Here is a 23291-nt window from a genome sequence, read left to right on the forward strand (position 1 = left end):
CTAGGCTTAGGTGGAGGTGCGGAGTTAGGAAAGGAAGGTTTTTAATGACAATTGCAGTTTTAGGTGGGGCAGGCTACATCGGGTCGCACACCGTCGCTCAACTGGTCAAGGCTGGCGAAGACGTGGTCGTCCTGGATAACTTGATCACCGGTCACCGGCAGGCAGTGGATCCGAAGGCGCGGTTTTACCAAGGCGATATCCGCGACTATCACTTCCTGAGCAGTGTGTTCAGTCAGGAAAAAATAGACGGGATCATTCACTTTGCCGCCTTCTCGATCGTGCCAGAGTCGATGAAGGATCCACTCAAGTACTTCGACAATAACACGGGGGGCATGATCACGCTGCTGGAGGCCATGCATCAGTTTGGCATCGGCAAGATTGTCTTCTCCTCGACTGCCGCGACGTACGGCGAGCCAAAGTCCATCCCAATTAAGGAAGACGACCCGCAAGTGCCGACGAACCCTTACGGTGAATCCAAGCTGGCGATGGAGAAAATCATGCACTGGAGCGACGTGGCGTACGGCATTAAGTTCGTGGCGCTGCGCTACTTCAACGTTGCTGGTGCCATGCCCGATGGCAGTATCGGCGAAGATCATAATCCTGAGACCCACCTGATCCCGATCATTCTTCAGGTCGCGGCCGGCACGCGCGATGGCCTGCAGATTTTCGGCGACGATTATCCGACCAAAGACGGGACCAACGTCCGTGATTACGTTCACGTGGTCGACCTTGCCGACGCGCACATCCTGGCGATGAAATACCTGAACGATGGCGGCGACTCTAACGCCTTCAACTTGGGTTCGGCCACCGGCTTCTCCAATCTGGAGATCCTGAATGCCGCGCGCAAGGTGACTGGCAAGGAGATCCCGGCTAAGATCGGGCCCCGCCGTGCTGGTGATCCCAGCACGCTGATCGCCGCATCCGATAAGGCCCGGAAGATTTTGGGCTGGCAGCCGCAGTACGACGACGTGGAAAAGGTGATCGCGACCGCCTGGAACTGGCACGAGAGTCACCCGAAAGGCTTCGGTGACCGGTAATGACTGCCATCGATCGTCAAGTTGATTACATTCTTGAGCTGAACCCGGCGTACACCGAGCTGGATCGGCTCTTTTTGGTGAACCGGGTGCGCAACCTGGTGGGCGAGGCGGCTGCCGCGACGCCGGCTGCTCAAGACCCGCTGACGAACTTGGACCAGCTGGTCGACGCCGCCGCTTTGACCGGTCAGATCGAAGACCGGCTGAGTGCGCGGCAGATCCTGGAAGCGGAGCTGATGGCGCTGGCCACTCCGACCCCGAGCCAGGCGAACGCGACGTTCTGGGAGAAGTACCAAGGCGCACCGCGGGCGGCCACGGACTGGTTCTACGGCCTGTCGCGCGCCAACAACTACATTCAGACCCGGGCCATTGCCAAGAACCTTGGCTTTACCACCAAGACCGAGTACGGCGACCTGGAGATCACGATCAACCTGTCCAAACCGGAAAAGGACCCCAAGGACATTGCGGCCGCGGCGCATGCGAGCGCCGATGCCACTTACCCGGCCTGCCAGCTGTGCATGGAAAATGAGGGCTACGCTGGGCGCAGTGATTACCCGGCGCGCGGCAACCACCGTATCATTCGCTTCAGCCTCGGTGGGCGCACGTGGGGCTTCCAGTACTCGCCGTACGCGTACTTTGGCCAGCACGCCATCTTTTTGGACAGTGTGCACGAGCCGATGAAGATCACCCGCACGACGTTCAGCAACTTGCTGGAGATCCTCAATCTGTTTCCGGATTACTTCGTCGGCTCCAACGCTGATCTGCCGATCGTCGGCGGGTCGATGCTGGCACACGAGCACTACCAAGGCGGCAAGCACGTTTTTGCCATGAACAAAGCGCAAGTCGAGACCCCGTTCCTGCTTCCGGCCTGGCCGACGGTGGCGGCCGGTATCGTTAAGTGGCCGATGAGCGTTATTCGCCTGGAGTCACGTGACACCGAGGCGCTGGTGGCGGCGGCCGAGCACGTTCGCACTGCCTGGAATGCTTACACCGACGAGACCGTGGCGGTGCGCGCCTACACCAACGGCGTGCGGCACCACACGGTTACCCCGATCGCCACGCGGACCGGGGACATGTTCCGCCTCGACTTGGTGCTGCGGGATAACCAGACCTCTGCTGAATTTCCGGACGGGATCTACCACCCGCACCAGGACGTGCAGCACATCAAGCGGGAAAACATTGGGCTGATCGAAGTGATGGGGCTAGCCATTCTGCCGGCGCGCCTGAAAACCGAACTGGCGGAAGTGAAGAAGTATCTGCTGGACCAGCCGAACCAAATCGCGGCCAGCCACAAGCCGTGGGCCGATCAGCTCAAGGCGCAGCAGTCCTGGACCGAAGCAAACGCCGATGCCCAGCTGGACGATGCGGTCGGCCACGTGTTCGCGCGCGTGCTCGAAGATGCCGGCGTGTTCAAGCGGGATGATGCGGGCCGGGCCGCGTTTGGGCGGTTCATTAAGACACTTTAAGGAGGCATACGATGGCCATCAAGATGCAAAAATACGGCACCCTACGCGGGGAGCCGCTGTACGAGTTCATCCTGACGAATCAAGCCGGGATGGCCGTTCACCTGCTGAACTACGGGGCGACGTTGGCACGGGTTGTCGTGCCGACTGCCAGTGGCCCGTTGGATCAGATCCTCACCCTGCCCGCGATTGAAGATTACGCCAAAGAGCGCAACTTCTTGGGCGGCACGGTGGGCCGCGTGGTGGGCCGGCTGCCCGGTCACGTCTGGCACCGCGGGGAGCGTGAGGTCACGCTGCTCGCCGGCGAAGGCGATAACGCGATCCACGGCGGCCCGGAAGGCCTCGACACTCAGGTCTTCACTGGCACGTACCAGGAAGGCGAGAGCAGCGACCGCGTCGTGTTTACCTTTGTCGATCCGGCCGGGCATAACCGCTTTCCCGGTACCGTCAAAACCACGGTGACCTACACCCTGCACGAGAACAATTCGCTGACCTTTGCGCTGCACGCCGCGACCGATGAAGCGACCCTATACAATCCAACGAACCACGTGTACTTTGCGCTGGATGGCCTGGCGGCGGGCGTGGCCGGCAGCACGCTGCGACTGGCCGCGGACTACTACGGCCCCCTGGATGACCATCACCTGCCGAGCGCGGGCTGGGCGCCAGTGGCCGGCACGCCGTTTGATTTTCGCACGGGCGCTAAGCTCGGCGACCGCATTCCCGCGGTTCTGGCTGGCCAGGGATTCGACCATCCGTTCCTGCTTAAGGCAAAGGCGGCGGCCGTTCTCACCGGGCAAAATGGCCGCAAGATGGCGCTAACGACCACCGCCCCGGCGCTGGTCATATACACCGCCAACCACTTCGACCACACCGGCATTCCGCACAACATCGGCGCCCACAGCGGGGTGGCGCTGGAAGCGCAGATCGCGCCGCCAAGTGGGCCTGACTGGTCAAGTATCACCTTGCTGCCGGGCGAGCCGTATGATCTGGAAACGAGTTGGCGCTTCTTTGAATAACCCGTCGGCGCCGGCGGAAAGCATTTTTTAACCGTCAGTACGCAAAAATGGCCAGCTGCCCGTGATGGGGCGGCTGGCCATTGCTGTCGGCGCTTAGCTAACGTGCCGGTTGGGTATCACCTAGCGCTTGCTGATGACGGCCCAAGACAGCGGGATGTGGAACGTGTAGGTGGTGCGGAGGACCTGCCCGTTTTGCCCAGAGCCGGCAAACAGGACCGCGGCAAGCGTGTTGGAATAATGCAGCTTAGTCCGCGCGATTGTCATCCGCGCTGTGCTGGCGTTGGTGCGGTGCACCCGGACCGCGGTGGTGATACTAGGTTTGGCGACGGTCACTTTTTGGCTCAGCGGGTTCGCCCGGTAAGCGACCGCGTAGGCCTTTTTTGCCGCCCCGACCGGGGTTGCGAAGACCGTGTGGTTCGCCGCCCCGACGATTTTGACCGTCTGGGTGGTGGTGGTCGTTTTCATGCCGAAGCGTGACGCGTCGTTAAGGGCGATCACCACGACACTGCCGATCAGCACGGCGCCGATAATGCCGATCCACAGCCGCCGCTGAGCTGTCGGCTTGCCCAGCACTGCCACCAAGAAGAGCAGGAGCGCAGCGAGCACAAAGATAAAGAGAATCATGCACGGTCACCTCCCTGGTCGATCGCGTCGTTTTTCAACCGCAGGCTCAAGCAAAAGCCGATGACGGCGAAAGTCAAGGACACCACGAAGGCCGCGCGGTAGCCGGCGACGGTGGCCGTTTGCATCTGCGTGGCAAACGCGACGGGGTCGGCTTTCGCCAGACCCGCAGCCGGCACCTGGCCCTTCGTGACCGAGGCCAGCACGGATACCAGCACCGCGGTGCCGATCGATGCGGCGATCTGGCGCACGGTGTTGTTAACGGCGGTGCCGTGGTTGATCAGGTTGTCCGGCAGGGCGTTCATGCCGCTTGTGGTGACCGGCATGGTGACCATGGTGATCCCGAACATCCGCACCGTGTAAAGGACGGTGACAAAGAGAATGGGGGTATCTGGGGTCAAGGTGATCAGCGGGAAGGTCCCAACCAGCAGGAGAAACAGCCCGGTCGTGGCCAGCCGCTTGGCGCCCATGCGGTCAAAAATGCGTCCGGTGATCGGTGACATGATCCCCATCATGATGGCGCCGGGCAGCAAGATCAGGCCGGAGTGAAAGGCACTTTGGCCGCGGATGGTTTGGATGTACATTGGCAGTACCATTTCAACGCCGACCATCGACATGAAAGCAACGGCCGTCAGGATGACGGACAACGTGTAGGTCTTGCTGGTGAACACCCGGAGCTCCAGCAGGGGCGTTTCCAGGTGCAGCTGCCGGTAGACAAAGGCCCCGACGACCACGACGCCGAGCGTCAGCGTCCCGAGGACCAGCGGCGAGCCCCAGCCGGCGTCCCCAACGCTGGAGAAGCCGTACAGCAGGGAGCCAAAGCCAATGGTTGACTCGACGACGGACAGGACGTCGATTTTAGGATCGGTAGTGGTGAGCACCTTACGCATCGAGTACGCGGAGAGGATGAGCACCAGTGCCGCGATCGGCAGGATGACGGAAAACAAGGAGCGCCACGAGTGATTGAGCAGGATCCAGCCGGACAGAGTCGGCCCGACCGCCGGTGCCAGCCCGATGACGATCCCGGCCAGGCCCATCGCAGAGCCCCGCTTGTTGGGCGGAAAGACCGAGTACATCACGGTCTGGAAGGTCGGCGCGGACATGCCGACGCCCATCGCCTGGATCAGGCGCCCGCTTAGAAGCATGGGGAAGCTGATCGCAAAGCGGGAGATCAGCGTCCCCAAAAAGAAGATCGAAATTGCGGTCATGTAAAGGTACTTCACATTAAACTTACTGAGCAGCCATGCGGAAACCGGGATCATGATCCCCATCACCAGCATGAAGCCCGTCGTGAGCCACTGAACGGCCGAGGCGTTGATGTGGAAGGCGCGCATCAGCGTGGGAAAGGCCGTGGTCAGGATCGTCTGCGTTAAGAACGTGGTGAAGGTCCCAATCAGCATGGTCACGACTAGCAAGGTCCGATTGTACGGCTTGCCATTAACATCTGTCGGCTGATTCACGTGTTTTCATTCCTTTCGATAATAAATTGCAATTAATAATACTAACACTTATCAATAATAAGACACAAGCGTGAATGGCGGTCAAGGTCCGAGCTGGCCGACCGAACGCGAGTGCCCAGGCGCCGACCGCCAGAAAACACCACCAAAAAAGGCCGGTTTCCCGGCCCTTGCGTACTTGGTTAAAGTGGCACTTCTTCGTCTTCACCGTCGCCGTCAACGTCCATGACCTTCGGAATTGCCGGCCCGACGGTCACGTTAAACCAATTGGCAAAGCCGCGGCTGAAGTCGGTAACGGTCAGGTTGAAGCGGTCGAGCACCACAGAGTCATTCAGGCGCAGGTCCGGATACAGCTCCATCAAAAAGCCGGCGATGGTGACGATGTCCGAGTCCTCGAACTGCTTGAGATCGACGTGGAAGAACCGTTCGAAGTCGTAAAGCGTGGTTTTACCAGAGACGCGGTACACGTTCGGCTGATCGGTCTTGATGATGTACTCGTCAGACACGTCGTCGATCTCGTCCTTGACGGTCCCGAAGAGCTCCTCGTAGATGTCCTTATCCGTCACGATTCCGGAGGTCCCGCCGTACTCGTCGACAACGACCACGATTGGCGTTTGCTTCTTGATCATCTGCTGCAAAATCGCGTTGATCGGCGTGGCTTCAGGCACTGTCACCATCGCCCGCAGCAGCTTGGAGACACGCACCGAATCGTCCACTTGTGCCTGCTTGACCAGGTCGTAAATGTAGACGTAGCCCAGGATCTTATCCTTATCCCCGTCGGCCACAACCGGGAAACGCGAGTAGCCCTCCTGCAGGTAATCGCGGATCACCTCGTGGACCGTCGCCTCAATGTCGATGACCACCAGGCTCGTCCGGTCGACCATGATGTCATGCGCGGTTTTGTCGTTCAGGTCGAACGCGCGCTGCATGTAGGTGACGTCGTTTTGCTCCATGTCACCGTTGTCGATCGCGGCCTTGGACAGGTTCAGGATCTCAGCTTGACTGAAGGCCTCATTGCCCTCGTCGGCAGGCGACATCCCCAGCAGGCGCACCAGACCGTTCGCGCTGACGTTTAACAGCCAGACGAAAGGGTAGAAGATGGTGTGGAAATAGTGGAGCGGGGTGACGACCACCATCAGCACCTTGATGGGGATGTCGATCGCAATGTTCTTCGGCACGATCTCGGTGATCACGACCTCAAGGTAGGTCAGGATGATGACCCCAAGGACGGCCCCCACGGCGTGCAGGCTGCCATTGGGAAGCTGCAGGTGCGTGATCTGCATCAAATCAATGAGCAGAAACTCGACGAAGTTCTCGCCGATCCAGCCCAGGATGATCCCGCAGACCGAAGTGCCGACCTGCGTGGTGGACAGGTACTCATTGAGCCGATGGACCATCCGCAGCGCCCGCTGCAGTTTTTTCCGATTGCCTTCACCGTTGTCGATCATTTCCTCTAAGGCACTGGGACGACTTTGCACCAGCGCAAACTCTGCCGCCACAAAAAAGATGGCGAAGATGAAAGTGATCACTAAGATGGTCAGACTAGAGGCAACTTGGCCGCTATCCATTGATTCCATTCCTCATTTCATGGTTAATTCTGCGTCTATTGTAGCATTTTACAGGAATTGACGAGTATTTTGCTTAGGCTATCTTAAGCCGTCATTTATAGGAAACGCCGAATTAGAAATCCTGAAGGCCGCCTGCTCATCGTTTTCACTATTCGCCTAGTGTAACCTTTCGTTCGTTTAATGACATTAATTCGTTGAAATATAATGTACTCCGCGGAAAAATGAAGGGTTTAGCCGGCTTGGATAGCAATCTGTAAAATCCAATCGCTCCCGGTTAGGCTGGTTGCGATGGACTCAGTTTGAGAACTGCCAGGCGATACAGCATGGGTCCGTTGCCTGTCTTTTTCCATTGTGTTTTACGCGTTTAAGTGCTTTAATTGGGCCATAAGAACATCCACATAGTCGGCCGACTGTGTGTCTCGAATTCAATACTTGCTAGCATTCTTGCAAGACCGAATTTGAAACACCCGCAAAATTCACTAGTTGAGTTTTGCACCGGCCGATTTTGTTTTGCATTTTTGCAAGGTAATTGAATTCTTCTTGGTAGTGCTAACAAACTTACGTAATTGTTTTCCTATTTTGGGGCACGGTGAATACAAAGGAGAAATGAATTATGTCAAAGACTCTTAGTTTCAAGAAAACGCTCTACACCTCTATGGCGGCCATTGCACTGCTCGGTGCGGGGGCTGCAACAACGGGGGCTGCTTTCACGGGTTCCCAGACGGTTAATGCGGCAAGTACGACGGTTCCAGATGGTTACGGCCACGTTGACCTGACTGTTAAGACAACCGACGGCAAGGTTCTGACACACTCCAGTTGGGATAACATTCTTAATACTCGTTTGAAGCAAGGTTTTGGATACTACATGACGGGGTATGAATTTGTTTCTGTAAATGATCCAGCTTTTACTTATAATACTGCTTCTGAAACATTAGACGGTATTGTTACTAAGACTAATACTGTCATTGTTGTGACGGTTAAGAAAGCTTCTGCCAACACCAATGAGGGTACCGGTGAGGACAACAACGGTTCCACGATTGGCTGGTCAGTTGATACCAGCAATGTCGATGAGAATGGTAATGCTAAAGTAACTGTTGACCCAGACGTAGGGGGTGGCGGGGATACCAATACATCCAGTCAAGGCGACCAAGGCGACCAAGCAGCGCCGGAACAAGGTAGCCAAACAACGCCAGACCAAGGTAGTGCTGTAGGCACACAACCTTCGGGCAATACTTCCAAGCCATCAGACACCACTGGGTCTAAGGACAATACATCCAAGCCATCAGATACCACTGGATCAAAGGACAATAGCTCCAAGCCAACCGGTTCTGATACCGCAAAGACGCCTAATCAGGGCACTGATGACAATGCTCCGGCTGAGGTGGTGTCGCCGTCGGGCGCAGATGATGCGGACACGCCAGCCGCCGCTGAGGACACCCCAAATGGTGCCCAGGACGGTTCCGCGGCTGCCGCTGGGAAGAATGCCAGCGGTGCCCAAAACGCCGCAAATGGCACCCAGGGGGCTTTGGGAAAAGTGGCCCCAGCCGGGACGGTAAACACTCCTAAGTCCGGGGCTGAGAATAAGAAAACCTTGCCGCCACTCGGAGAAGCTAACAATAGCCTCAGTACGATTGGTATGCTTGGGCTAGCTATCACTGCACTGCTGGGTATTGCTTACAAGAAACAGCGTAACTAATCCCGCCACGTCGAGAAGAGAAGCCCTCTGTACTGGGCTTCTTTTTTATGTAGCGATGACCTATTCGATGGTACAGTATGAGCGGAAGAATTTATCGGGCAACGGAAGATGGTGTTTAAATTGGGGGCAAGGACAAATGGCAATCTCTGAGAATAACGATATGTTGGGCCAGACCTTCAAGAAGTTCCGGGAAGCGCGCGAAGTGACGCTTAAAGAGGCTGGTTATGGCTCTTCTGTCTCGGCACTTTCCCGGTTTGAACGTGGCCAAACCAATCTGAATAATCAGGCGCTGAATACTGTGATGACCAACATCGGGGTAGTTCCAGCAGACCTGCGCATCGACTCAATTATGTTTTATTCGCCGTTTATCAAGTCGCTGGGGATCATCAAGGCATTACGCTTGGGTCTCAGTCTAGACCGAGCGAAAGGCGCAGTGGCTCTGTATCGTAGTAGTACGGCAGATCATGAGTACCCGCTCCGTGATTTGAATACCGCCGTGTTTGAATGGATGATCAAGAGCTACGAGGCCAATGAGGAGCTGCGGATGCCGGCTGACTTGCAGAAGCAGATCAGCCGTGTGCTGATCAACAACCACGCCTGGTATCTGTACGACTACAATCTGTTCAGTTTCGTTATGAACTTTCTTGACACAGACGTTATTGTCCAGGCCTACCATTCGTTACGCGCGCATGAACACTTCCGAGAAAATACCCCCTATGCAGACGATATTGCTTTTGTGATGTGGCATGTGGGGCTGGCGCTGGTCATGCGTGGTGTTTCTGAGCTACTGCCTACTGTTCAGAAGGATATTATCCGGTTCCGTGATGCAATGACCGACCGGCAGGGGCCTTTGATCAGCAATTTGGTGCTGGCACTGGTGGTTGAGAAGGAAGCACCGAGCCCGGCGCATACCGCCCGGGTGGCCCAAGCACTTAACGCGCCTAAGATCATTGGCATGCCTAATCTGGCAGAGTTTTGTCAGCTAATTGTGAATAAAGCACACGGGGCAAAGGCGGGGGTCATCATATGACGAATAACAACATGGGGCGCCTCTATAAACAGGCCCGGCAGCAGCGTGGTCTGACGCTCAGTGAGGCGGGTCAAGACGTGGGCGCGTCCTCGTATTCCCGGTTCGAAAATGGTAAGAGTGACATTAATAACAGCCGGCTTGGCTGGTCTCAGGAAGCTCTGGGGCTATACCCGACTGATTTAAGGAACGCTGACGTGATGGCTCCCGTAAGGCTTGGTGATTTAGCATACGCGTGGGGAAATGATGCCAAGAAGATCCAAGATAATCTAATTGCAATTGATCAACTGGCAGTTGCCCCTGACAATCCCATCTGGTCAATGGTGAAGTCGTCATTAACGGAGCTGTTAGTACTGACTCAGGAACCGGTACTTATTCATAGACGGATTAGTCGTGAACTGCAAAAGCGCATCAGCCATTATCTCCTAGGCCACCTCTTTGGCCTTAACGATTACGATTTTGCTTTAACGGTCATGCCAGCGTTGGATCCGATCTTGGCGGTGCGAATCGGCGAACACGTCTATAACAATATGAGACAAAATAACAACTTCAGACACACAGTTTATTATTATCAGACTGCGGCAGTTGTCAGTGCGGCGGTGATTGCGGGGGTTAATGGCAATCTTGCGCCAGAACAACTGGTTAAAATTGATACAATGCTGGACAGTCTGGAAATGTTTGAATATTACGGCGTCTTAGTTCACTTTGATTGTTCGTATGCGCGCAGTCTATTGGAAATGAATGCGCAACAAACGAGCTCACAAATTCGGGAAGACCATTTGGCCATTGTGAAGGCGGCTGAAGATCTGGTTATTACGCCTCGCTTCCAGTATATCGTTGAGAGTGAGCGCCAGTCTGGACGGCTGCCCGCCGCTGCATTACCCGGGTCAATGAAGTAAGCTAGGGCAAGGCGAGCAAGGGGGAGTTGCGATGGATCAGATTGAAATGTTGCGCCAGAGCCTGGCGGGGTATGCGGAAGACCCCGCTAAGCCGCACAGCGAACTCATTACTGAGCGCTTGCCGGAGACGGCGGCCAAGGGTGCGACGCCGGCGCGCTGGACGGTGGTCAATGAGGATGTGGTCAAAACCATGGCGCGCCTGACCGGCCACGTGGGGGTGATGAACTTTGCCAGCCCGACCAACCCTGGTGGCGGTGTGGAATACGGCGCCAAGGCCCAAGAAGAGAGCATCGCCAAGTGCACCTACCTACTGCCGGCACTGAGGCAGTTCCAAGCGAGTTACTACGCGCCCAATCTGGCCCGGCCCAATCGCGGTTTGTTCAGCGCCGCCCTGATCTACTCCAGCCGAGTCCGGCAGGTGTTCAATGAACGCGGCGAGCGCTTGGCCGATCACTTCGTTGACGTGGTCAGCGTGGCGGCGCCGAACCGGGCCGCCTATCCTGACCTGACGGCGGCCGAAACGACCCCGGATCTGACCCTGAAGATCAGCCAGACGCTGCGGACCTTCAAGGACCACGGCGCCCGCCACTTGATTCTGGGCGCCTTTGGCTGCGGCGTGTTTGCCAATCCGGGCACGCAGGTGGCGCGGCTGTTTCGCGAACAGTTGCTGCGCTCGGAGTTTAATGGCGCCTTCAGTGAAATCGTGTTTGCGATCTATGACCCCGCCGGCCACCTGGTGAGCACCTTTGAAGCCGGGCTGGCCGCCCGGCAGTGAACGTAAAACGCCTGCCATTTTAAAATGACAGGCGTTTTACTTGGTGCGACTCGGGCGGCGCCGCGGGGTGGGTGGGGTCAGCTTGGTGCGGCCGGCCACGACGACGAAGAGCTTGGTGCCGCTGGGCTGCTGGCTTGGCGCGAAGCACTCGCTCACGGTGATCAGGCTGGATAAATTGGCCCGGACCTGACTGGCGTCGGCCGCGCCGGTGATGGCCAGGATCATCTGACCGGTGGGCCGCATCAGCTTGGCCAGCTGGTGCGTGCTTTGCCGCAGGTCCTCGGCGGGAAATGCGAAGGGCCCGATCACTAAGTCGTAGGGTCCCGTCAGCATGTCAAACCGCCGATCGGGCATGATCCGGTAACGCAAGCGGTCAGAACTTGCCACATCGCGGGCGGCGCTGATTGCATGGCGGTCATGGTCGACTCCTAGCACCGCGATCGCGCCGGCGTTGATGGCCGCCCGGCAGAAGGCGCCGTCGCCGGAATGGATCGCCAGCACGCGCTTGCCCACCAGTGCCGGGGCTTTTTTGGCCAGCACCTGCCACAGCGGCTGATTGCTAGACGTGGGCAGGCTTCCTGCGGCGGGTTTCATTGTTGGATAAGGTTCCATTTCTGCACGACCTTTCGCTACCATTATACGGGAAGGACCCTGGCCAGGAAAGCAGGCTAGAGGTAACTCAAATCGTTTTGGATCAGGTCGGAAAAACTTTCGCGCCGCACGACCAGCTTGGCCTGACCGTTTTCGGCAAAGACCACGGCTGGGCGCGGGTTGCGGTTGTAGTTGGACGCCATCGAGTAACCGTACGCGCCGGTGGCTAAGACCGCGATCACCGCCCCTGCGGTCAAGTGCGGCGGAGGGGCCTGATCGATCAAAATATCACCGGATTCGCAGTACTTCCCCACGAGGCGGACCGTTTCAGTGGCAGGGGCGGCCGGGTCTTTGGCGGCGACGGCCTCGTACTTCGCCTGATAAAGGGCAGGGCGAATGTTGTCGCCCATCCCGCCGTCGACGGCGACGAAGGGGGCTAGGCCCGGAACGTCCTTGCGGCTGCCAACAGTGTAGAGCTGGTACCCCGCCGCACCGACGATGGCGCGGCCCGGCTCGATCCACACCGCGGGCACCGCAAAGGGGAGGTCAGCGGCGCTGATGGTCTCGAGGATCGCCGTGATAAACCGTTCGGCGGGCAGCGGATCGTCCTGATCGGTGTATTGAATCCCGAAGCCGCCGCCGAGGTTAAGCACGCTGGGGGTGAAGGCCAGCGTCTCGTGCCAGTCGGTCAGGATCGCCAGCAGCCGCTTGGTGGCCGCCACAAAGCCGGCAACTTCAAAGATCTGGCTGCCAATGTGGGCGTGAATCCCGAGTAGGTGCAGTTGGGGGTTCGCGAGGACCTGGGTGGCCGCAGCTTTGGCCTGGCCGGAATCCACGTCGAAGCCAAACTTGCTGTCGGTTTGGCCGGTTTGGTCGTAGGCGTGGGTATGCGCGGAGATCCCCGGGGTGACACGCAGCATGACGTCCTGCACGCGCTGCGGCGTCTGCTTGAGCAGGGCAGCCAGCAGCGTTAACTCGTGAAAGTTATCAATAATAATGGTGCCCACGCCTGCGGCCAGCGCCTGCTTCAGCTCGGCTTCACTTTTGTTGTTGCCGTGAAACGAGACGTTGGCCATGGGAAACTGGGCGGCCTGCGCGGTGTAAAGCTCACCGCCGGACACGACGTCAACGTGCGCGTGCTCTTGGGCGGCCACCTGGTACATTGCCACCGTCGCGAACGCTTTGCTGGCGTAACTGACGGCGTACTGGACGTGGTGCTGCTCAAACACCTGGGCGAACGCCCGCATCTGCCCCCGGATCTGCGCGACGTCGTAAACGTAAGCCGGCGTGCCGAACTGCGCGGCCAGCGTCAGCGCGTCGCAGCCGCCGATGGTCAAATGACCCTCATCATTGGTTTCAAACTTCATTAATTGTTACCCCCTTGGCTGCTCAATGTATGTTAAGGAAAGTCTAGCCTTTAGGCAGCAGGCGGTCAATGACGGATGGCGAACCCGCAGGCGGTGTGCTACAATTTAGCCACTTACTTTTCGTGGCGGCTGCTCACTGCCAGCTTTGTTTGAGCATAACTTTGATGTGGTGAGTTGGGGAGGTTTTATCATGGCAGAATTGCGGCGCGTGCACGGCTCGGAGAACACGTTTTTCCTATTAGATCAAACAACGCTCAGGCAAAAGCTTGATCAGGCGACCCTGGTCGCGTTGACGCAGAAAATTACCGATCGGCGCTTCGGCCTTCTAGGCGGTGCGGACGGGATGCTGATCGTGGACGATGCGCCTCAGGCCACTGGGGCCATGACGGTGATCAACGCCGACGGCAGCCTGGCCAAGATGTGCGGCAACGGGTTGCGCACGGTGGCACGGTACCTCAGCGAAAAGACGGGGCAGCAGGCCTTCGCGGTGCAAACGGCTGAAGCCAAGCTGCGCGTGCGCCACGTCGCCGATTTTGCCGCCGGGGTTCCCGGCTACTCGGTCGAGATCTCGCCGGTCAGCTTTGCCGCGGCGGCGCTGCCGTTTGCCAGCCTGAATACGCAGCGCATCGTGGACCAGGTCCTGCCGGCGCTCGATCCGGCGCTGCACTTTACGGCGGTGGCGGTGCCCAATCCGCACCTGATCGCGTTTGTGGGCGAGGCGGACCTAGCGGGCGAGAAGCTCGGCGCCTTGGGCCGGCGGCTGAACGCACCGAACCCGTACTTTCCCGAAGGCGTGAACGTGACGTTCGCGGCGATTGAAGGACCGCACACGCTGTTTGCGCGCACGTTTGAACGCGGCGTTGGCTTCACTAACGCCTGCGGTACGGGGATGGCCGCGACCAGCTTGGCCTTTGTGCTCACCCACCCCGAAGCGGCGGCGCTGGACCAGGTCAACACGGTTTACAATCCAGGCGGCGTGGTGAAGACCAACGTCCATGGCAGCGGGGATGATTACTGGATCGAACTGATCGGCAACGCGACCACGACCCACCTGATCGCTGTGCCAGAAGCCGCACTGCGCCAGGCCGACTTTGCCGGCGCCGAAGTGGCCGCGACCGGTGAGGCGGTTGCGTATGAAGCCTACGTGGCGACTCTGCCGTACCGCGGCCTGGTGGCGGCAATCTAACTGTGAACCGCAAAAACACCTCTGCCTAACGATTCAGTGACGAATCGCGAGGCAGAGGTGTTTTTGGTGAGGCTGCTTTAATCCACGAACACCAGTTGGAATTCGTGGCTCTTTGTGTCGAGGTTGACGGCAACGTGGCGGTTGAGATCCTGCACCATGTTCCGGGCGAAGTTCATCTTGTCTTCGAAATCCTTGTAGGCGCGGGTCTCAGGAATGCTGGAGTAGTCGAAGTTTTCCCCGATAAAGGCGGGGTCCGTCACAAAGCGCAAATTATTTTGGTCGTGGCGGCTGCCGGGCTTCAAGACGCTGTCGATGTAGTGGAAAAGCGTCGCCGGCGCAAAGTTGAGGGGCTTGTCCAGCTCGGTTTGAATGGTAAAATCCGGGGCGTCGTCCACCAGTGAGTCATTCACCTGAACTTGGGTCAATCCTTGGTATAATTTCATAGCGCTGTCTCCTTTCCGCTCATTCGTCCCTATTATAACGCAGATGCAAAAAGGGTGTGGTCACGCTTACTCGAGATAAAGCGCGCGCAGGTCCCGCTGTTCAGCGGCACTCAGCATCAGCTCAGTTTGCAGATAATTCGGCAGGCTCCCGTACTCGTGATTAATGGTGAACAGTGCTGAGTCGAGGTACTCGTTGGCCACGCTCCCTAATGAGCGGTATGACGCCTGCAGCGCCGGCGAGCCGCCCTCTGCGATCACCGCATCCACCAGCCGCTGGCCTTCCTCGACCAAGTAGCGGTTTGAGGCGAGGTAGTCCTGCCGAATGGTCAGCGGATCCACCCCGAGCGCGGTCAGCAGGTACACGGCACCCATGCCGGTGCGATCCTTGCCGGCACTGCAGTGGAAGAGCAGGGCGCCGGTGTCGCCGGCACTCAGCAGGGCGTCAAAAAACTGGCGGTAGGCCCTCTTGGCACTCGGCTGCACGACCATGGTCGCGTAGGTATGGACCATGCTGCGAAACCCCGCTAGCGGGTCGCGGGCGAGCGCGGTGTGGCGTTCCTCTTCGGCCGCGGCGGTCACCTTGGTCTCATCAGTCGGAAACACCGGATTGAAAATGTCCACGGCGCCGGCGGGGACCCGGTCCGGGGCATCGGCGCGTTCTTGAGGCGAGCGGAAGTCGATCACCTGGCGCAGGCCGTAGTCGGCAAGGTAGTTCAGATCCGCTTCTGACAGCTCGTTCAGGCGGCCTGACCGCAGGATGCGGTGGGTGCGCAGCGTTTGGCCGGCCTTGGTTTGATAGCCGCCCAAGTCGCGCAAGTTAATGCCGTGCTTTACGTCTAAGACAATTGGTGTCACAGTGCAGCCTCCTCAATGGATTCGGTTTCAGTATACCGAAAGCGCGTAAAATAAAAAAGCCGCCATTTCGCGACTTTTCTTAGGTCGGCTTAGTCTTGCTCGGCGGCACTACCGATAATCAAACCGGCGGTAAAGGAGGCAACTAGGTCTTTTTTATTCTGCGCTAGGCGAGTCCCGTTGTAAGTCAGCACCGTGTTGTCTGCGAGCAGGTCCTCAACGCGGATCACGTTATACTCATCAAGGTCGATCGCATCGTGATCCGTTGCATATTTGTCCGGATAGGCGAGCGCCAAGATATTAGTGGCGTCCGTGTTGTAGTATTCCGCCAGTTTGCGGATACTCCGCTCGCTTGGAATCGTCTGATCGTTTTCCCACTTGGTAAAGCTGGCCGGGGAGGTGTGCGTGGCTTTGGCGACTTCAACGATCGATTCGCCACGGCCCTTGCGAATCTGACGCAAGGCACTGCCAACTGTTTCTGTCATGTTTTCACCACATTCCTATAAAATTAGAATAACAAAACCAATGAAATCGGTTCATCGTTTAATTTAGCTTTTTTACAAGCGAAATGCAATTCATTAGCGACAATTTTATCGAGTTTTTTATTATCGCGGGTGGCCGAAATTGATTAGGTATCTTGGGACCGCGCTTTTTTCGTTCTTTTATGCCAAAACAGTCGCGCGAAAAAGGCTTTAAAACAGGCCGCAAACGGTGGTGCTTCTGCTTGTTTTTAGGCGGCCGATGATTTACGCTTAAGAAAAGAGAGGGTGTGATCACATGGATCAAGAATATACCACGATACTGGTTCCAGTTGATGGCTCTGACGAGGCGGAACTGGCATTCAGCAAGGCGGTCAAGGTCGCCCAGACCAACCACGCCCACCTAGACATCCTGAACGTCCTTGACACCAAGCAGTTCATTGGCGGCTATGGCGGCATGATCTCCGGCGACGCGATCTACCAGCTGACCCAGGATGCCCAGAAGTACTTAGAAGGATTAGAGGAGCGAGCGAAGCAGGCGGGGCTTGACGACGTGGCGATCCACGTCCGCTTTGGCAACCCCAAGAACGTGATCGCGACCGATTTTCCGCACGATCACAAGACCGACTTGATCATGATCGGGGCAACGGGGCTGAACGCGGTTGAACGGGTCCTCGTCGGCTCTGTCACCGAGTACGTCAACCGCACCGCGCCGTGCGATGTGCTGATCGTTAAAACTGAAGCATAGACACTTAGTCGGATAAAGTAGTGAGGGATGTGGCCATTCGCCGCATCTTTTTTGTTAAGGTGCGCAGGGTCGACGCACTTAGCCCGACGCTTAGCCTAGCCCAGGGCCTTGCCGCTGAACTTTAGCGGCGAGGCCCTGGGCGTAGCTAGGCGCTCGGGCGTTGTCGACCCGTAGCCCAGTTAAGGTGCGCAGGGGTCGCGTACTTAGCGGGACAGGTAGCCGCTACGCATGTCAGACTGTACGCCATAAAAGGCTACAGTCTGAGCATATCACCAGCCATTGCCGGCGTACTTTGCCGGCGAGGGCTTGAGCGTAGCTAGATGCTCGGGCGTAGCCAAGCCGGTGCCCGATTAGGCAAGCGGGGCGACACTGCCCGGAACCAAGCCGTTCCGCAGCCCCCCTGACGTGCGGCGAGCCTTAAGTCCAGAAATTCGGCAGGAATACGCGTAATCTAGGCGTGGAGGTGATACTATGGAAGAATCAGTTTGGTGGGCGAAAAGCCCGGTGCTCAAAGCTTATCACGACCACGAGTGGGGTGTGCCCAAGCATGATGATCGCCAGCTGTTTGAGCTGCTCAGTCTGGAAAGTTTGCAGATCGGGCTCAACTGGGAATTGGTGCTCAACAAGCGGGCGGCTTTCAACGAGGCGTTTCACGGGTTCGATATTCCGGTGGTCGCGGCGATGACCGCAGCCGACTTGGCGCCGCTGCTTGAGGATGTGCGGCTGATTCGCAACCGGCGTAAGCTTGAATCGATCCCAAACAACGCCCGTGCGATCCAGCAGATTCAGCGTGAGGACGGGAGTTTTGATGCGTACGTCTGGCATTTTACAAACGGCCAGCAGCTCATCAACAAGCCGCGTCGGATGGCCGACGTGCCGGCTTACACGGCCCTTTCGACGGCGGTTGCGGACGATATGAAGCGGCGCGGCATCAAGATGATCGGGCCGACTTCAGCCTACAGCTTCTTGCAGGGCGCCGGGGTGATCGATGACCACCTCGCCTGACTGATAATCTGCGTTTGGTAGGGAAAACAATGCACAATAAGCGGTTGTTAGGATTAAGTCTTGCCATCTTCGGCTCCAGTCTCTGGGGGGTGTCGGGGCCGGCGAGCGAAGTGTTGTTTCAGCAGGGGACTGACGTTGCCTGGCTCATCAGCAGCAAAATGCTGATCGCGGGCGTCTTGACCATGATTTTTGCCTGGCTGAGGGAAGGTAAGCGAGTCTTCGCCCCCTGGCGCAACAGGCGCGACGCTTCACAGATGATCATTTTTATCATCTTTGGCATGATCACCATGCAGTTCATTTACTTTAAGGCCGTCGCAGTGGCAAACGCGCCCACCGCGACCACACTGCAATACCTGTCGCCGGTGGTGATCCTGCTGATCCTGGCGCTGAAGACGCGCGAGCTGCCAAGGCGCACTGATGTGCTGGTGATCGCGCTGGCAATGCTCGGGACCCTGCTGGTGGTGACCAAGGGCCATCTGACGACGCTGGCCATCTCGCCGGCGGCGCTGTTGTGGGGGCTAGGAGCGGCCCTTGCGGCGGCCCTGTACACGTTGCTGCCGTCGGGGCTGTTGGCCCGGTTCTCACCGCTAGTGGTCGTCGGCTGGGCGCAGCTGATCGGGGGTCTGGTCATGACCGTCTACCGGCCGCTTTGGCGCGGCATCCCGCACCTCAATGGCTTTGGCTGGGGCGCCTTCTGGTTCGTTGTGATCTTTGGCACGCTGATCGCCTATCTGGCCTACCTGGCCAGCCTGCGGTACATCTCGGCCACCGCTGCCGGCCTGCTTGATGCCTTTGAGCCGATTGGCGCCACGGTGGTCTCGGTGCTGGTCCTGCACTTACACCTTGGGGCGGCGGAGATATTGGGGACGGCGATCATTATTGGCACCGTCTTTCTGATGGCGGCGGCCGGGCCGCACGCCCCGAACCAAAAAAAGCCACGCCCTGCGGCATGACTTTTGCGCCTATTGGGCGTGGGATTGACGATCAGATAGGTGAACGAGATTCGGTAAGCGGGTTTGGTGCTGGTTGGAGGTCAGTGCGAGAATATAGCCGTTCTTCACGCGCAACTTGTACGTGATTTTAGGCTTTAGCCGCAGCGGGCGGCCTTGCGCATCAAACACCGGCAGTGGCCGTTTGAGGTCGGGCATGATCATCCCTCCTTTGAAACTGGCAACTGGCAGCAGCCGGTGCTGGCCGGAAGCTGCCGAAGCGAGGCATGAGTCGCGCTTAAAAGACTCATCCTCAACGCTAATTATAGCAGGCTTGGCGCGCGAGGGTTAGGTGGGTTGCCGGCGTGGCCGCTCACCTTGGGCAGATGCTTGGACAATGGTACAATATCATTGATGAAAATTCGGGCGAAAGGTTCGTCCCGTCACACGTGGAGGGCACAATGGATCAATTTGGAATCAGCGAACTGGCCGACTGGCTTGAGGCCAACAATAATCAGCTGCTGGACAAGACGGCACTCATGCCAACGGACAAGGTGCTTGCGGCGATCGACTACCTGAAGGTGTTGGCACAGCCTGCCGCCGCTTACCTAGTTATGAAGCAAGGCAGCTATGACCGCGAGGAGTCTGACCACAAGCTCAACTTGATGGCCGATGAGCGGCCGCTTGGCGAGGTGGAAGACCGGATCATGGTCAACCACGTGGACGGATCGATCACCAAGGATGAAATCAATTTTACCTACAACCACGAGCCTGTTTTCGATAATGGCTACCAGGCCAAGAAGGATCTGAATATCGTCAAGTTTGGGCTCGAAGTGATCGGTGCCGTGGCCACTTCTGGGCATTTGGCCACGATCACGGCGGCTTTGTCGCGCGACGCAGCAGTGACGTTGATCGTCGCCGCCGCTCGTTTTCGCCAGTGGCAAGAGGCCTAGCTTGGTTCAGGCATCAGCCAATCTGAGTCAGTCAACTGGTGCAGCCTAAGCGAAACTGGCACCCACAGGCGAGGCTTGAGAATAGCGCTGATGGCCTGCCAGAAGGCGGGGTCGTCGCGCTGTTTTTCGTTCGTTTCGATCATCACCGTGGTGCCTCGTTCGGTGCGCGCCACAATCTCTGGATAGGCAATTGCCTCAAGCTGGGCAGCCACCACGTTCGTTTGGTTGAGTTCCATGAGAATCATCCTTTCGCTTAGTTGATAATTCAAGGATAACCAGGATTTATGGCCTTTTCGCTGGTAAAAGATGAAGTTTGTGAGTAAATGTACTTAAGAAAGTCTTGGGCCTCAGCCGCTTAATGAAGAACCGTTTGTAGGAGGATAAGATGACATCAGTTGACCGCTTGACCGCTTCCGACGAGGCCGCCTATTACGCGCTCGCCCGCTACGCCTTTAACAAACCGCAAAGTGCAACGCGCGACCGGGCGTTTGCCAGCTTGTATGAGCATTCAAGTGCGTGGGGGATCGGCACACCGCTGGAAAGCGGTGTGCTTGGGACCCACTTTGAGGTGGATTTTGCGGGCGTTACTTACAAGATGAGTGGCGTCGGTTACGTGGCTTCCTACCCCGAGGCGGCGGGCCACGGCGGCATCGGCGCCATCATGAAAGAAGCCTTCAAGGATATGCGCCAGGCAGGGGAGACCCTATCTTACCTGGCCCCGTTTGCCAGTACTTTTTACCGCCGGTTTGGGTACGAAGGCGCGTTCGACCAAGTTGAACACCGACTGATGGCGAGCGCTTTTCCTAAAGTACCGCAACGCAGCTCTGAGGTGAGCGTGCACCGCGTCCCGTTTCGCGCGGCGATCCCGGCCATGCAGGAGGTATACGGGCGCAGCCTGGATGCCACCCGTGGCGGCCTGCGGCGGGCTGACTGGTGGTGGCTGAACCTGGCGGATCACTATCCTGACCGAGAAGTCGCGATCGCCACCTTGGGCGACCGGCCGACCGGCTACGTGGTCTACCAGCGCGAAGCCGCCACCTTCCGGATCTTCGAGCAGTTTCACGATGATCTGGATGCGCTGCTGGCGCTGGCCCGCTTCATTGGCGGTCACCGCACGGCCTACCGCGAACTCGTCTACACGACGGGCAACCCGGAGTCACTACACGATCTGCTGCCCGACCCCAGCGTGCTGCACACCACCGTGCGTCCGTACATGATGGCGAGGATCGTGGACGTGGCCGACTTTATGCGGCGCTACCCGTACCAGACGTCAGATCTGGCCCCGGTGTTGATCGCGATCCAGGACGATTACATCCCAGAAAACGCCGGCGTCTGGCAGCTCGCCTTGGACGACGGGCAGGCCAGCTTCACCCGGCAGGCGGGGACCCCGCAGATCACGCTGTCGATCCAGCAGCTGGTCAAGGCCACGTTCGGCGTGCGCTCCTTGCAGGATGCGTACAGCCTCGGGTTGATCGATGGCGACCCCTTCACCATCACCAGTGTGGGGTCAGCGCTGAGCGGGCGCCAGGCGCAGCTGTACGATTACTTTTAACGGAAAAACGCTTCGCGGCCGCCGCACTTTGGGGCGGCTTTTTGATTACTAACGACATTCTCATCAGATTTTGACTGACGATTCACTGAAATCCCTGGCCGCCTCCGTAGACTGAAAGAGATTCCTGTGTCAGTCTGCACGGGGGAAAGTAGGGAAATCTGATGGAAGAAAGCAAAAAACTGCGCTGGTACAACGTGGCGCTGATCGCCTTCGTCGCGGTGTGGGGCCTCGGCAACGTGGTCAACAACTACGCCCAGCAGGGGTTGTCGGTCGTGACCTCGTGGGTGCTAATCATGCTGCTGTACTTTGTGCCGTATGCGCTGATCGTTGGCCAGCTCGGCTCCGCCTTCAAAGATGAAAGCGGCGGGGTGTCCAGCTGGATCAAGCGCACGTCCACTAAGCGCCTGGCCTATTATGCCGCCTGGACGTACTGGGTCGTGCACGTGCCGTACCTGGCGCAAAAGCCCCAGGGGATCTTGATCTCCCTCAGCTGGCTCTTCAAGGGCAATGGTAAATTTGTTAATGAGGTCTCCTCAATGACGGTTTCGCTCATTTGCCTGGCGTTGTTTCTGGTCTTTCTGTGGCTGTCTTCGCGGGGCCTGGCCACGCTGAACCGCATCGGTTCGGTGGCCGGGACGGCCATGTTCATTATGTCGCTCCTCTTTATCATCCTGGCGGTGTCGGCCCCGTTTATGGTGAAGGGCACGCCGATCGCCACGCCGCACATGGACCGGCTCAGCACCTACCTGCCGAATTTCAACCTCAACTACTTCACGACCCTGTCCATGCTGGTCTTTGCGGTCGGCGGGGCGGAAAAGATCTCGCCCTACGTTAACAGCACCAAGCACGCCGCCAAGGAATTTCCGCTGGGGATGCTGGTGCTGGCCGGCATGGTCGCCTTGTGCGCGATCCTGGGGAGCTTCGGCATGGGGATGCTGTTCAACTCCAGTCACATTCCTCAGGACCTGATGGCGAATGGGGCCTACCTGGCCTTTGCCAAGTTGGGTGGGTACTACCACGTGGGGAACGTCTTCGTGATCCTGTACGCCTTGGCGCAAACCATGGCGCAGATCTCCGCGCTCGCCTTTTCGATCGACGCGCCGCTGAAGATCCTGCTGGGCGACGCCGACCCGGAGTTTGTGCCCCGTGGCCTGCGCAAGCTGAACCAGAACGGGACGCCGGTGAAGGGGTACTGGATGACCGGGGTGCTGGTCAGCCTGCTGATCGTGGTTCCGGCGCTGGGCATCGGCAACATGAACATGCTTTACAATTGGTTGCTAAACCTGAACTCCGTGGTCATGCCGCTGCGCTATCTCTGGGTCTTCCTTGCTTACATCCTGCTGAACAAGCATCTGAACCGGTTCCAGTCGGACTACGAGTTTGTGAAGAATCCGCGCCTGGGCATGGTCATTGGCGGCTGGTGCTTCTTCTTTACGGCCTTTGCCTGTGTGATGGGCATGATGCCGAAAATCAGCTTTGCTGCGGACCCCGCGACTTGGTGGTTCCAGATGGGGTTGAACGTGATCACGCCGCTGCTCTTCCTGGCGCTTGGCCTGATCCTGCCCGCCATCGCCCGGCGGCAGAAGCCTGAGCTGAAAGCCTGAGCGCGCTGACCAAACGCAAACGCGCC

The 23291-nt window shown here is 58.0% G+C and carries 24 protein-coding genes; 14 read left to right on the forward strand and 10 right to left on the reverse strand.

The window, feature by feature from the left end:
• Positions 1–44: 44 nt before the first annotated feature.
• Genes galE through EKM85_RS00550 form a run of 3 tightly spaced genes read left to right on the forward strand, consistent with a single transcriptional unit; the run spans position 45 to position 3513 of the window.
• Positions 45–1037: a UDP-glucose 4-epimerase GalE gene (galE, locus tag EKM85_RS00540; protein ID WP_125584322.1), complete on the forward strand. Its 993-nt coding sequence runs from the start codon at positions 45–47 to the stop codon at positions 1035–1037.
• Positions 1037–2500, forward strand: coding sequence for a UDP-glucose--hexose-1-phosphate uridylyltransferase (locus EKM85_RS00545; RefSeq protein WP_125584323.1), 1464 nt, complete (start codon positions 1037–1039; stop codon positions 2498–2500). Before galE ends, EKM85_RS00545 begins: the two co-directional genes overlap by 1 nt.
• Positions 2501–2511: 11 nt before the next feature.
• Complete coding sequence (locus EKM85_RS00550; protein WP_125584324.1) at positions 2512–3513, forward strand: aldose epimerase family protein; 1002 nt, start codon at positions 2512–2514, stop codon at positions 3511–3513.
• Positions 3514–3633: 120 nt separating this feature from the next.
• On the opposite strand, the gene EKM85_RS00555 is transcribed toward EKM85_RS00550, so the two are convergent.
• The 3 genes from EKM85_RS00555 to EKM85_RS00565 all read right to left on the reverse strand — a co-directional run bounded on the left by EKM85_RS00555 (position 3634) and on the right by EKM85_RS00565 (position 7159).
• The gene (locus tag EKM85_RS00555; protein WP_125584325.1) at positions 3634–4137 is read right to left on the reverse strand and encodes a DUF4811 domain-containing protein; all 504 of its coding nucleotides are present in this window, start codon (positions 4135–4137) and stop codon (positions 3634–3636) included.
• Positions 4134–5594 carry an MDR family MFS transporter gene (locus tag EKM85_RS00560; protein ID WP_125584326.1) on the reverse strand — a complete coding sequence of 487 codons (1461 nt, stop codon included), beginning with the start codon at positions 5592–5594 and terminating at the stop codon, positions 4134–4136. The genes EKM85_RS00555 and EKM85_RS00560 overlap by 4 nt, the downstream gene beginning before the upstream one ends.
• 179 nt (positions 5595–5773) lie before the next feature.
• Complete coding sequence (locus tag EKM85_RS00565; RefSeq protein WP_125584430.1) at positions 5774–7159, reverse strand: hemolysin family protein; 1386 nt, start codon at positions 7157–7159, stop codon at positions 5774–5776.
• A 613-nt stretch (positions 7160–7772) separates the two neighbouring features.
• Between EKM85_RS00565 and EKM85_RS00570 the strand changes: the two genes are divergently transcribed.
• The 4 genes from EKM85_RS00570 to EKM85_RS00585 all read left to right on the forward strand — a co-directional run bounded on the left by EKM85_RS00570 (position 7773) and on the right by EKM85_RS00585 (position 11556).
• A complete protein-coding gene (locus EKM85_RS00570) occupies positions 7773–8855 on the forward strand; it encodes a hypothetical protein (protein WP_125584327.1) in 1083 nt (360 codons plus the stop codon).
• A 136-nt stretch (positions 8856–8991) separates the two neighbouring features.
• The gene (locus tag EKM85_RS00575; RefSeq protein ID WP_125584328.1) at positions 8992–9885 is read left to right on the forward strand and encodes a helix-turn-helix domain-containing protein; all 894 of its coding nucleotides are present in this window, start codon (positions 8992–8994) and stop codon (positions 9883–9885) included.
• The gene (locus EKM85_RS00580; protein WP_125584329.1) at positions 9882–10781 is read left to right on the forward strand and encodes a helix-turn-helix domain-containing protein; all 900 of its coding nucleotides are present in this window, start codon (positions 9882–9884) and stop codon (positions 10779–10781) included. Before EKM85_RS00575 ends, EKM85_RS00580 begins: the two co-directional genes overlap by 4 nt.
• Positions 10782–10812: 31 nt before the next feature.
• Positions 10813–11556, forward strand: coding sequence for a TIGR02452 family protein (locus tag EKM85_RS00585; RefSeq protein WP_125584330.1), 744 nt, complete (start codon positions 10813–10815; stop codon positions 11554–11556).
• A gap of 36 nt (positions 11557–11592) precedes the next feature.
• Here EKM85_RS00585 and EKM85_RS00590 read toward each other — a convergent pair whose 3' ends face one another.
• On the reverse strand, positions 11593–12168 hold the full coding sequence (locus EKM85_RS00590; protein WP_125584331.1) for a class I SAM-dependent methyltransferase: 576 nt from the start codon (positions 12166–12168) through the stop codon (positions 11593–11595).
• Between the two features lie 56 nt (positions 12169–12224).
• Positions 12225–13514, reverse strand: a complete 1290-nt coding sequence (lysA, locus tag EKM85_RS00595) for a diaminopimelate decarboxylase (protein WP_125584332.1) — start codon at positions 13512–13514, stop codon at positions 12225–12227.
• 190 nt (positions 13515–13704) lie between these two features.
• Here lysA and dapF point away from each other — a divergent pair, with 190 nt between their 5' ends.
• On the forward strand, positions 13705–14700 hold the full coding sequence (gene dapF / locus EKM85_RS00600) for a diaminopimelate epimerase (RefSeq protein WP_125584333.1): 996 nt from the start codon (positions 13705–13707) through the stop codon (positions 14698–14700).
• A 77-nt stretch (positions 14701–14777) separates the two neighbouring features.
• Here the strand turns inward: dapF and EKM85_RS00605 are convergent, their stop codons facing one another.
• The 3 genes from EKM85_RS00605 to EKM85_RS00615 all read right to left on the reverse strand — a co-directional run bounded on the left by EKM85_RS00605 (position 14778) and on the right by EKM85_RS00615 (position 16480).
• Complete coding sequence (locus EKM85_RS00605) at positions 14778–15143, reverse strand: hypothetical protein (RefSeq protein WP_125584334.1); 366 nt, start codon at positions 15141–15143, stop codon at positions 14778–14780.
• Between the two features lie 66 nt (positions 15144–15209).
• Positions 15210–15998 carry a tyrosine-protein phosphatase gene (locus EKM85_RS00610; RefSeq protein WP_125584335.1) on the reverse strand — a complete coding sequence of 263 codons (789 nt, stop codon included), beginning with the start codon at positions 15996–15998 and terminating at the stop codon, positions 15210–15212.
• An 89-nt stretch (positions 15999–16087) separates the two neighbouring features.
• Positions 16088–16480, reverse strand: coding sequence for a helix-turn-helix domain-containing protein (locus EKM85_RS00615; RefSeq protein WP_125584336.1), 393 nt, complete (start codon positions 16478–16480; stop codon positions 16088–16090).
• A gap of 292 nt (positions 16481–16772) precedes the next feature.
• On the opposite strand from EKM85_RS00615, the gene EKM85_RS00620 reads away from it, so the two are divergent.
• The 3 genes from EKM85_RS00620 (at position 16773) to EKM85_RS00630 (ending at position 19180) form a co-directional block, all read left to right on the forward strand.
• Complete coding sequence (locus EKM85_RS00620; RefSeq protein WP_125584337.1) at positions 16773–17222, forward strand: universal stress protein; 450 nt, start codon at positions 16773–16775, stop codon at positions 17220–17222.
• 471 nt (positions 17223–17693) lie between these two features.
• Positions 17694–18227 carry a DNA-3-methyladenine glycosylase I gene (locus EKM85_RS00625; RefSeq protein WP_125584338.1) on the forward strand — a complete coding sequence of 178 codons (534 nt, stop codon included), beginning with the start codon at positions 17694–17696 and terminating at the stop codon, positions 18225–18227.
• A 29-nt stretch (positions 18228–18256) separates the two neighbouring features.
• Positions 18257–19180 (forward strand): DMT family transporter, encoded by a 924-nt coding sequence (locus EKM85_RS00630; RefSeq protein ID WP_125584339.1) that lies wholly within the window; start codon positions 18257–18259, stop codon positions 19178–19180.
• A 9-nt stretch (positions 19181–19189) separates the two neighbouring features.
• Here EKM85_RS00630 and EKM85_RS00635 read toward each other — a convergent pair whose 3' ends face one another.
• Positions 19190–19375: a hypothetical protein gene (locus tag EKM85_RS00635; protein WP_125584340.1), complete on the reverse strand. Its 186-nt coding sequence runs from the start codon at positions 19373–19375 to the stop codon at positions 19190–19192.
• A gap of 242 nt (positions 19376–19617) precedes the next feature.
• Here EKM85_RS00635 and EKM85_RS00640 point away from each other — a divergent pair, with 242 nt between their 5' ends.
• Positions 19618–20109 (forward strand): hypothetical protein, encoded by a 492-nt coding sequence (locus EKM85_RS00640; protein WP_125584341.1) that lies wholly within the window; start codon positions 19618–19620, stop codon positions 20107–20109.
• On the opposite strand, the gene EKM85_RS00645 is transcribed toward EKM85_RS00640, so the two are convergent.
• A complete protein-coding gene (locus tag EKM85_RS00645; RefSeq protein WP_125584342.1) occupies positions 20106–20345 on the reverse strand; it encodes a hypothetical protein in 240 nt (79 codons plus the stop codon). The two genes, EKM85_RS00640 and EKM85_RS00645, sit on opposite strands and share 4 nt — an antisense overlap.
• 149 nt (positions 20346–20494) lie before the next feature.
• Here EKM85_RS00645 and EKM85_RS00650 point away from each other — a divergent pair, with 149 nt between their 5' ends.
• Together EKM85_RS00650 and EKM85_RS00655 are read left to right on the forward strand one after the other, a co-directional pair.
• Complete coding sequence (locus EKM85_RS00650) at positions 20495–21661, forward strand: GNAT family N-acetyltransferase (protein WP_125584343.1); 1167 nt, start codon at positions 20495–20497, stop codon at positions 21659–21661.
• Between the two features lie 161 nt (positions 21662–21822).
• Entirely contained in the window at positions 21823–23265 is a 1443-nt protein-coding gene (locus EKM85_RS00655) for an amino acid permease (RefSeq protein ID WP_379882103.1), read from the forward strand.
• Positions 23266–23291 lie beyond the last annotated feature (26 nt).

Origin of the sequence: Lacticaseibacillus jixianensis (genome assembly GCF_003946485.1) — a bacterium.
In the GTDB taxonomy this organism is placed as follows: Bacteria; Bacillota; Bacilli; order Lactobacillales; family Lactobacillaceae; genus Lacticaseibacillus; species Lacticaseibacillus jixianensis.

Bases quoted from the DNA above. Each gene is read 5' to 3' on its own strand.
- EKM85_RS00605 (WP_125584334.1), bottom strand. From the start codon at position 15,143: ATGAAATTATACCAAGGATTGACCCAAGTTCAGGTGAATGACTCACTG.
- EKM85_RS00635 (WP_125584340.1), bottom strand. From the start codon at position 19,375: ATGCCCGACCTCAAACGGCCACTGCCGGTGTTTGATGCGCAAGGCCGC.
- EKM85_RS00630 (WP_125584339.1), top strand. From the start codon at position 18,257: ATGCACAATAAGCGGTTGTTAGGATTAAGTCTTGCCATCTTCGGCTCC.
- EKM85_RS00590 (WP_125584331.1), bottom strand. From the start codon at position 12,168: ATGGAACCTTATCCAACAATGAAACCCGCCGCAGGAAGCCTGCCCACG.
- EKM85_RS00620 (WP_125584337.1), top strand. From the start codon at position 16,773: ATGGATCAAGAATATACCACGATACTGGTTCCAGTTGATGGCTCTGAC.
- EKM85_RS00575 (WP_125584328.1), top strand. From the start codon at position 8,992: ATGGCAATCTCTGAGAATAACGATATGTTGGGCCAGACCTTCAAGAAG.
- EKM85_RS00640 (WP_125584341.1), top strand. From the start codon at position 19,618: ATGGATCAATTTGGAATCAGCGAACTGGCCGACTGGCTTGAGGCCAAC.
- EKM85_RS00615 (WP_125584336.1), bottom strand. From the start codon at position 16,480: ATGACAGAAACAGTTGGCAGTGCCTTGCGTCAGATTCGCAAGGGCCGT.
- EKM85_RS00555 (WP_125584325.1), bottom strand. From the start codon at position 4,137: ATGATTCTCTTTATCTTTGTGCTCGCTGCGCTCCTGCTCTTCTTGGTG.
- EKM85_RS00655 (WP_379882103.1), top strand. From the start codon at position 21,823: ATGGAAGAAAGCAAAAAACTGCGCTGGTACAACGTGGCGCTGATCGCC.
- EKM85_RS00585 (WP_125584330.1), top strand. From the start codon at position 10,813: ATGGATCAGATTGAAATGTTGCGCCAGAGCCTGGCGGGGTATGCGGAA.
- galE (WP_125584322.1), top strand. From the start codon at position 45: ATGACAATTGCAGTTTTAGGTGGGGCAGGCTACATCGGGTCGCACACC.
- dapF (WP_125584333.1), top strand. From the start codon at position 13,705: ATGGCAGAATTGCGGCGCGTGCACGGCTCGGAGAACACGTTTTTCCTA.
- EKM85_RS00545 (WP_125584323.1), top strand. From the start codon at position 1,037: ATGACTGCCATCGATCGTCAAGTTGATTACATTCTTGAGCTGAACCCG.
- EKM85_RS00565 (WP_125584430.1), bottom strand. From the start codon at position 7,159: ATGGATAGCGGCCAAGTTGCCTCTAGTCTGACCATCTTAGTGATCACT.
- EKM85_RS00645 (WP_125584342.1), bottom strand. From the start codon at position 20,345: ATGGAACTCAACCAAACGAACGTGGTGGCTGCCCAGCTTGAGGCAATT.
- EKM85_RS00580 (WP_125584329.1), top strand. From the start codon at position 9,882: ATGACGAATAACAACATGGGGCGCCTCTATAAACAGGCCCGGCAGCAG.
- EKM85_RS00650 (WP_125584343.1), top strand. From the start codon at position 20,495: ATGACATCAGTTGACCGCTTGACCGCTTCCGACGAGGCCGCCTATTAC.
- EKM85_RS00570 (WP_125584327.1), top strand. From the start codon at position 7,773: ATGTCAAAGACTCTTAGTTTCAAGAAAACGCTCTACACCTCTATGGCG.
- EKM85_RS00550 (WP_125584324.1), top strand. From the start codon at position 2,512: ATGGCCATCAAGATGCAAAAATACGGCACCCTACGCGGGGAGCCGCTG.
- EKM85_RS00625 (WP_125584338.1), top strand. From the start codon at position 17,694: ATGGAAGAATCAGTTTGGTGGGCGAAAAGCCCGGTGCTCAAAGCTTAT.
- lysA (WP_125584332.1), bottom strand. From the start codon at position 13,514: ATGAAGTTTGAAACCAATGATGAGGGTCATTTGACCATCGGCGGCTGC.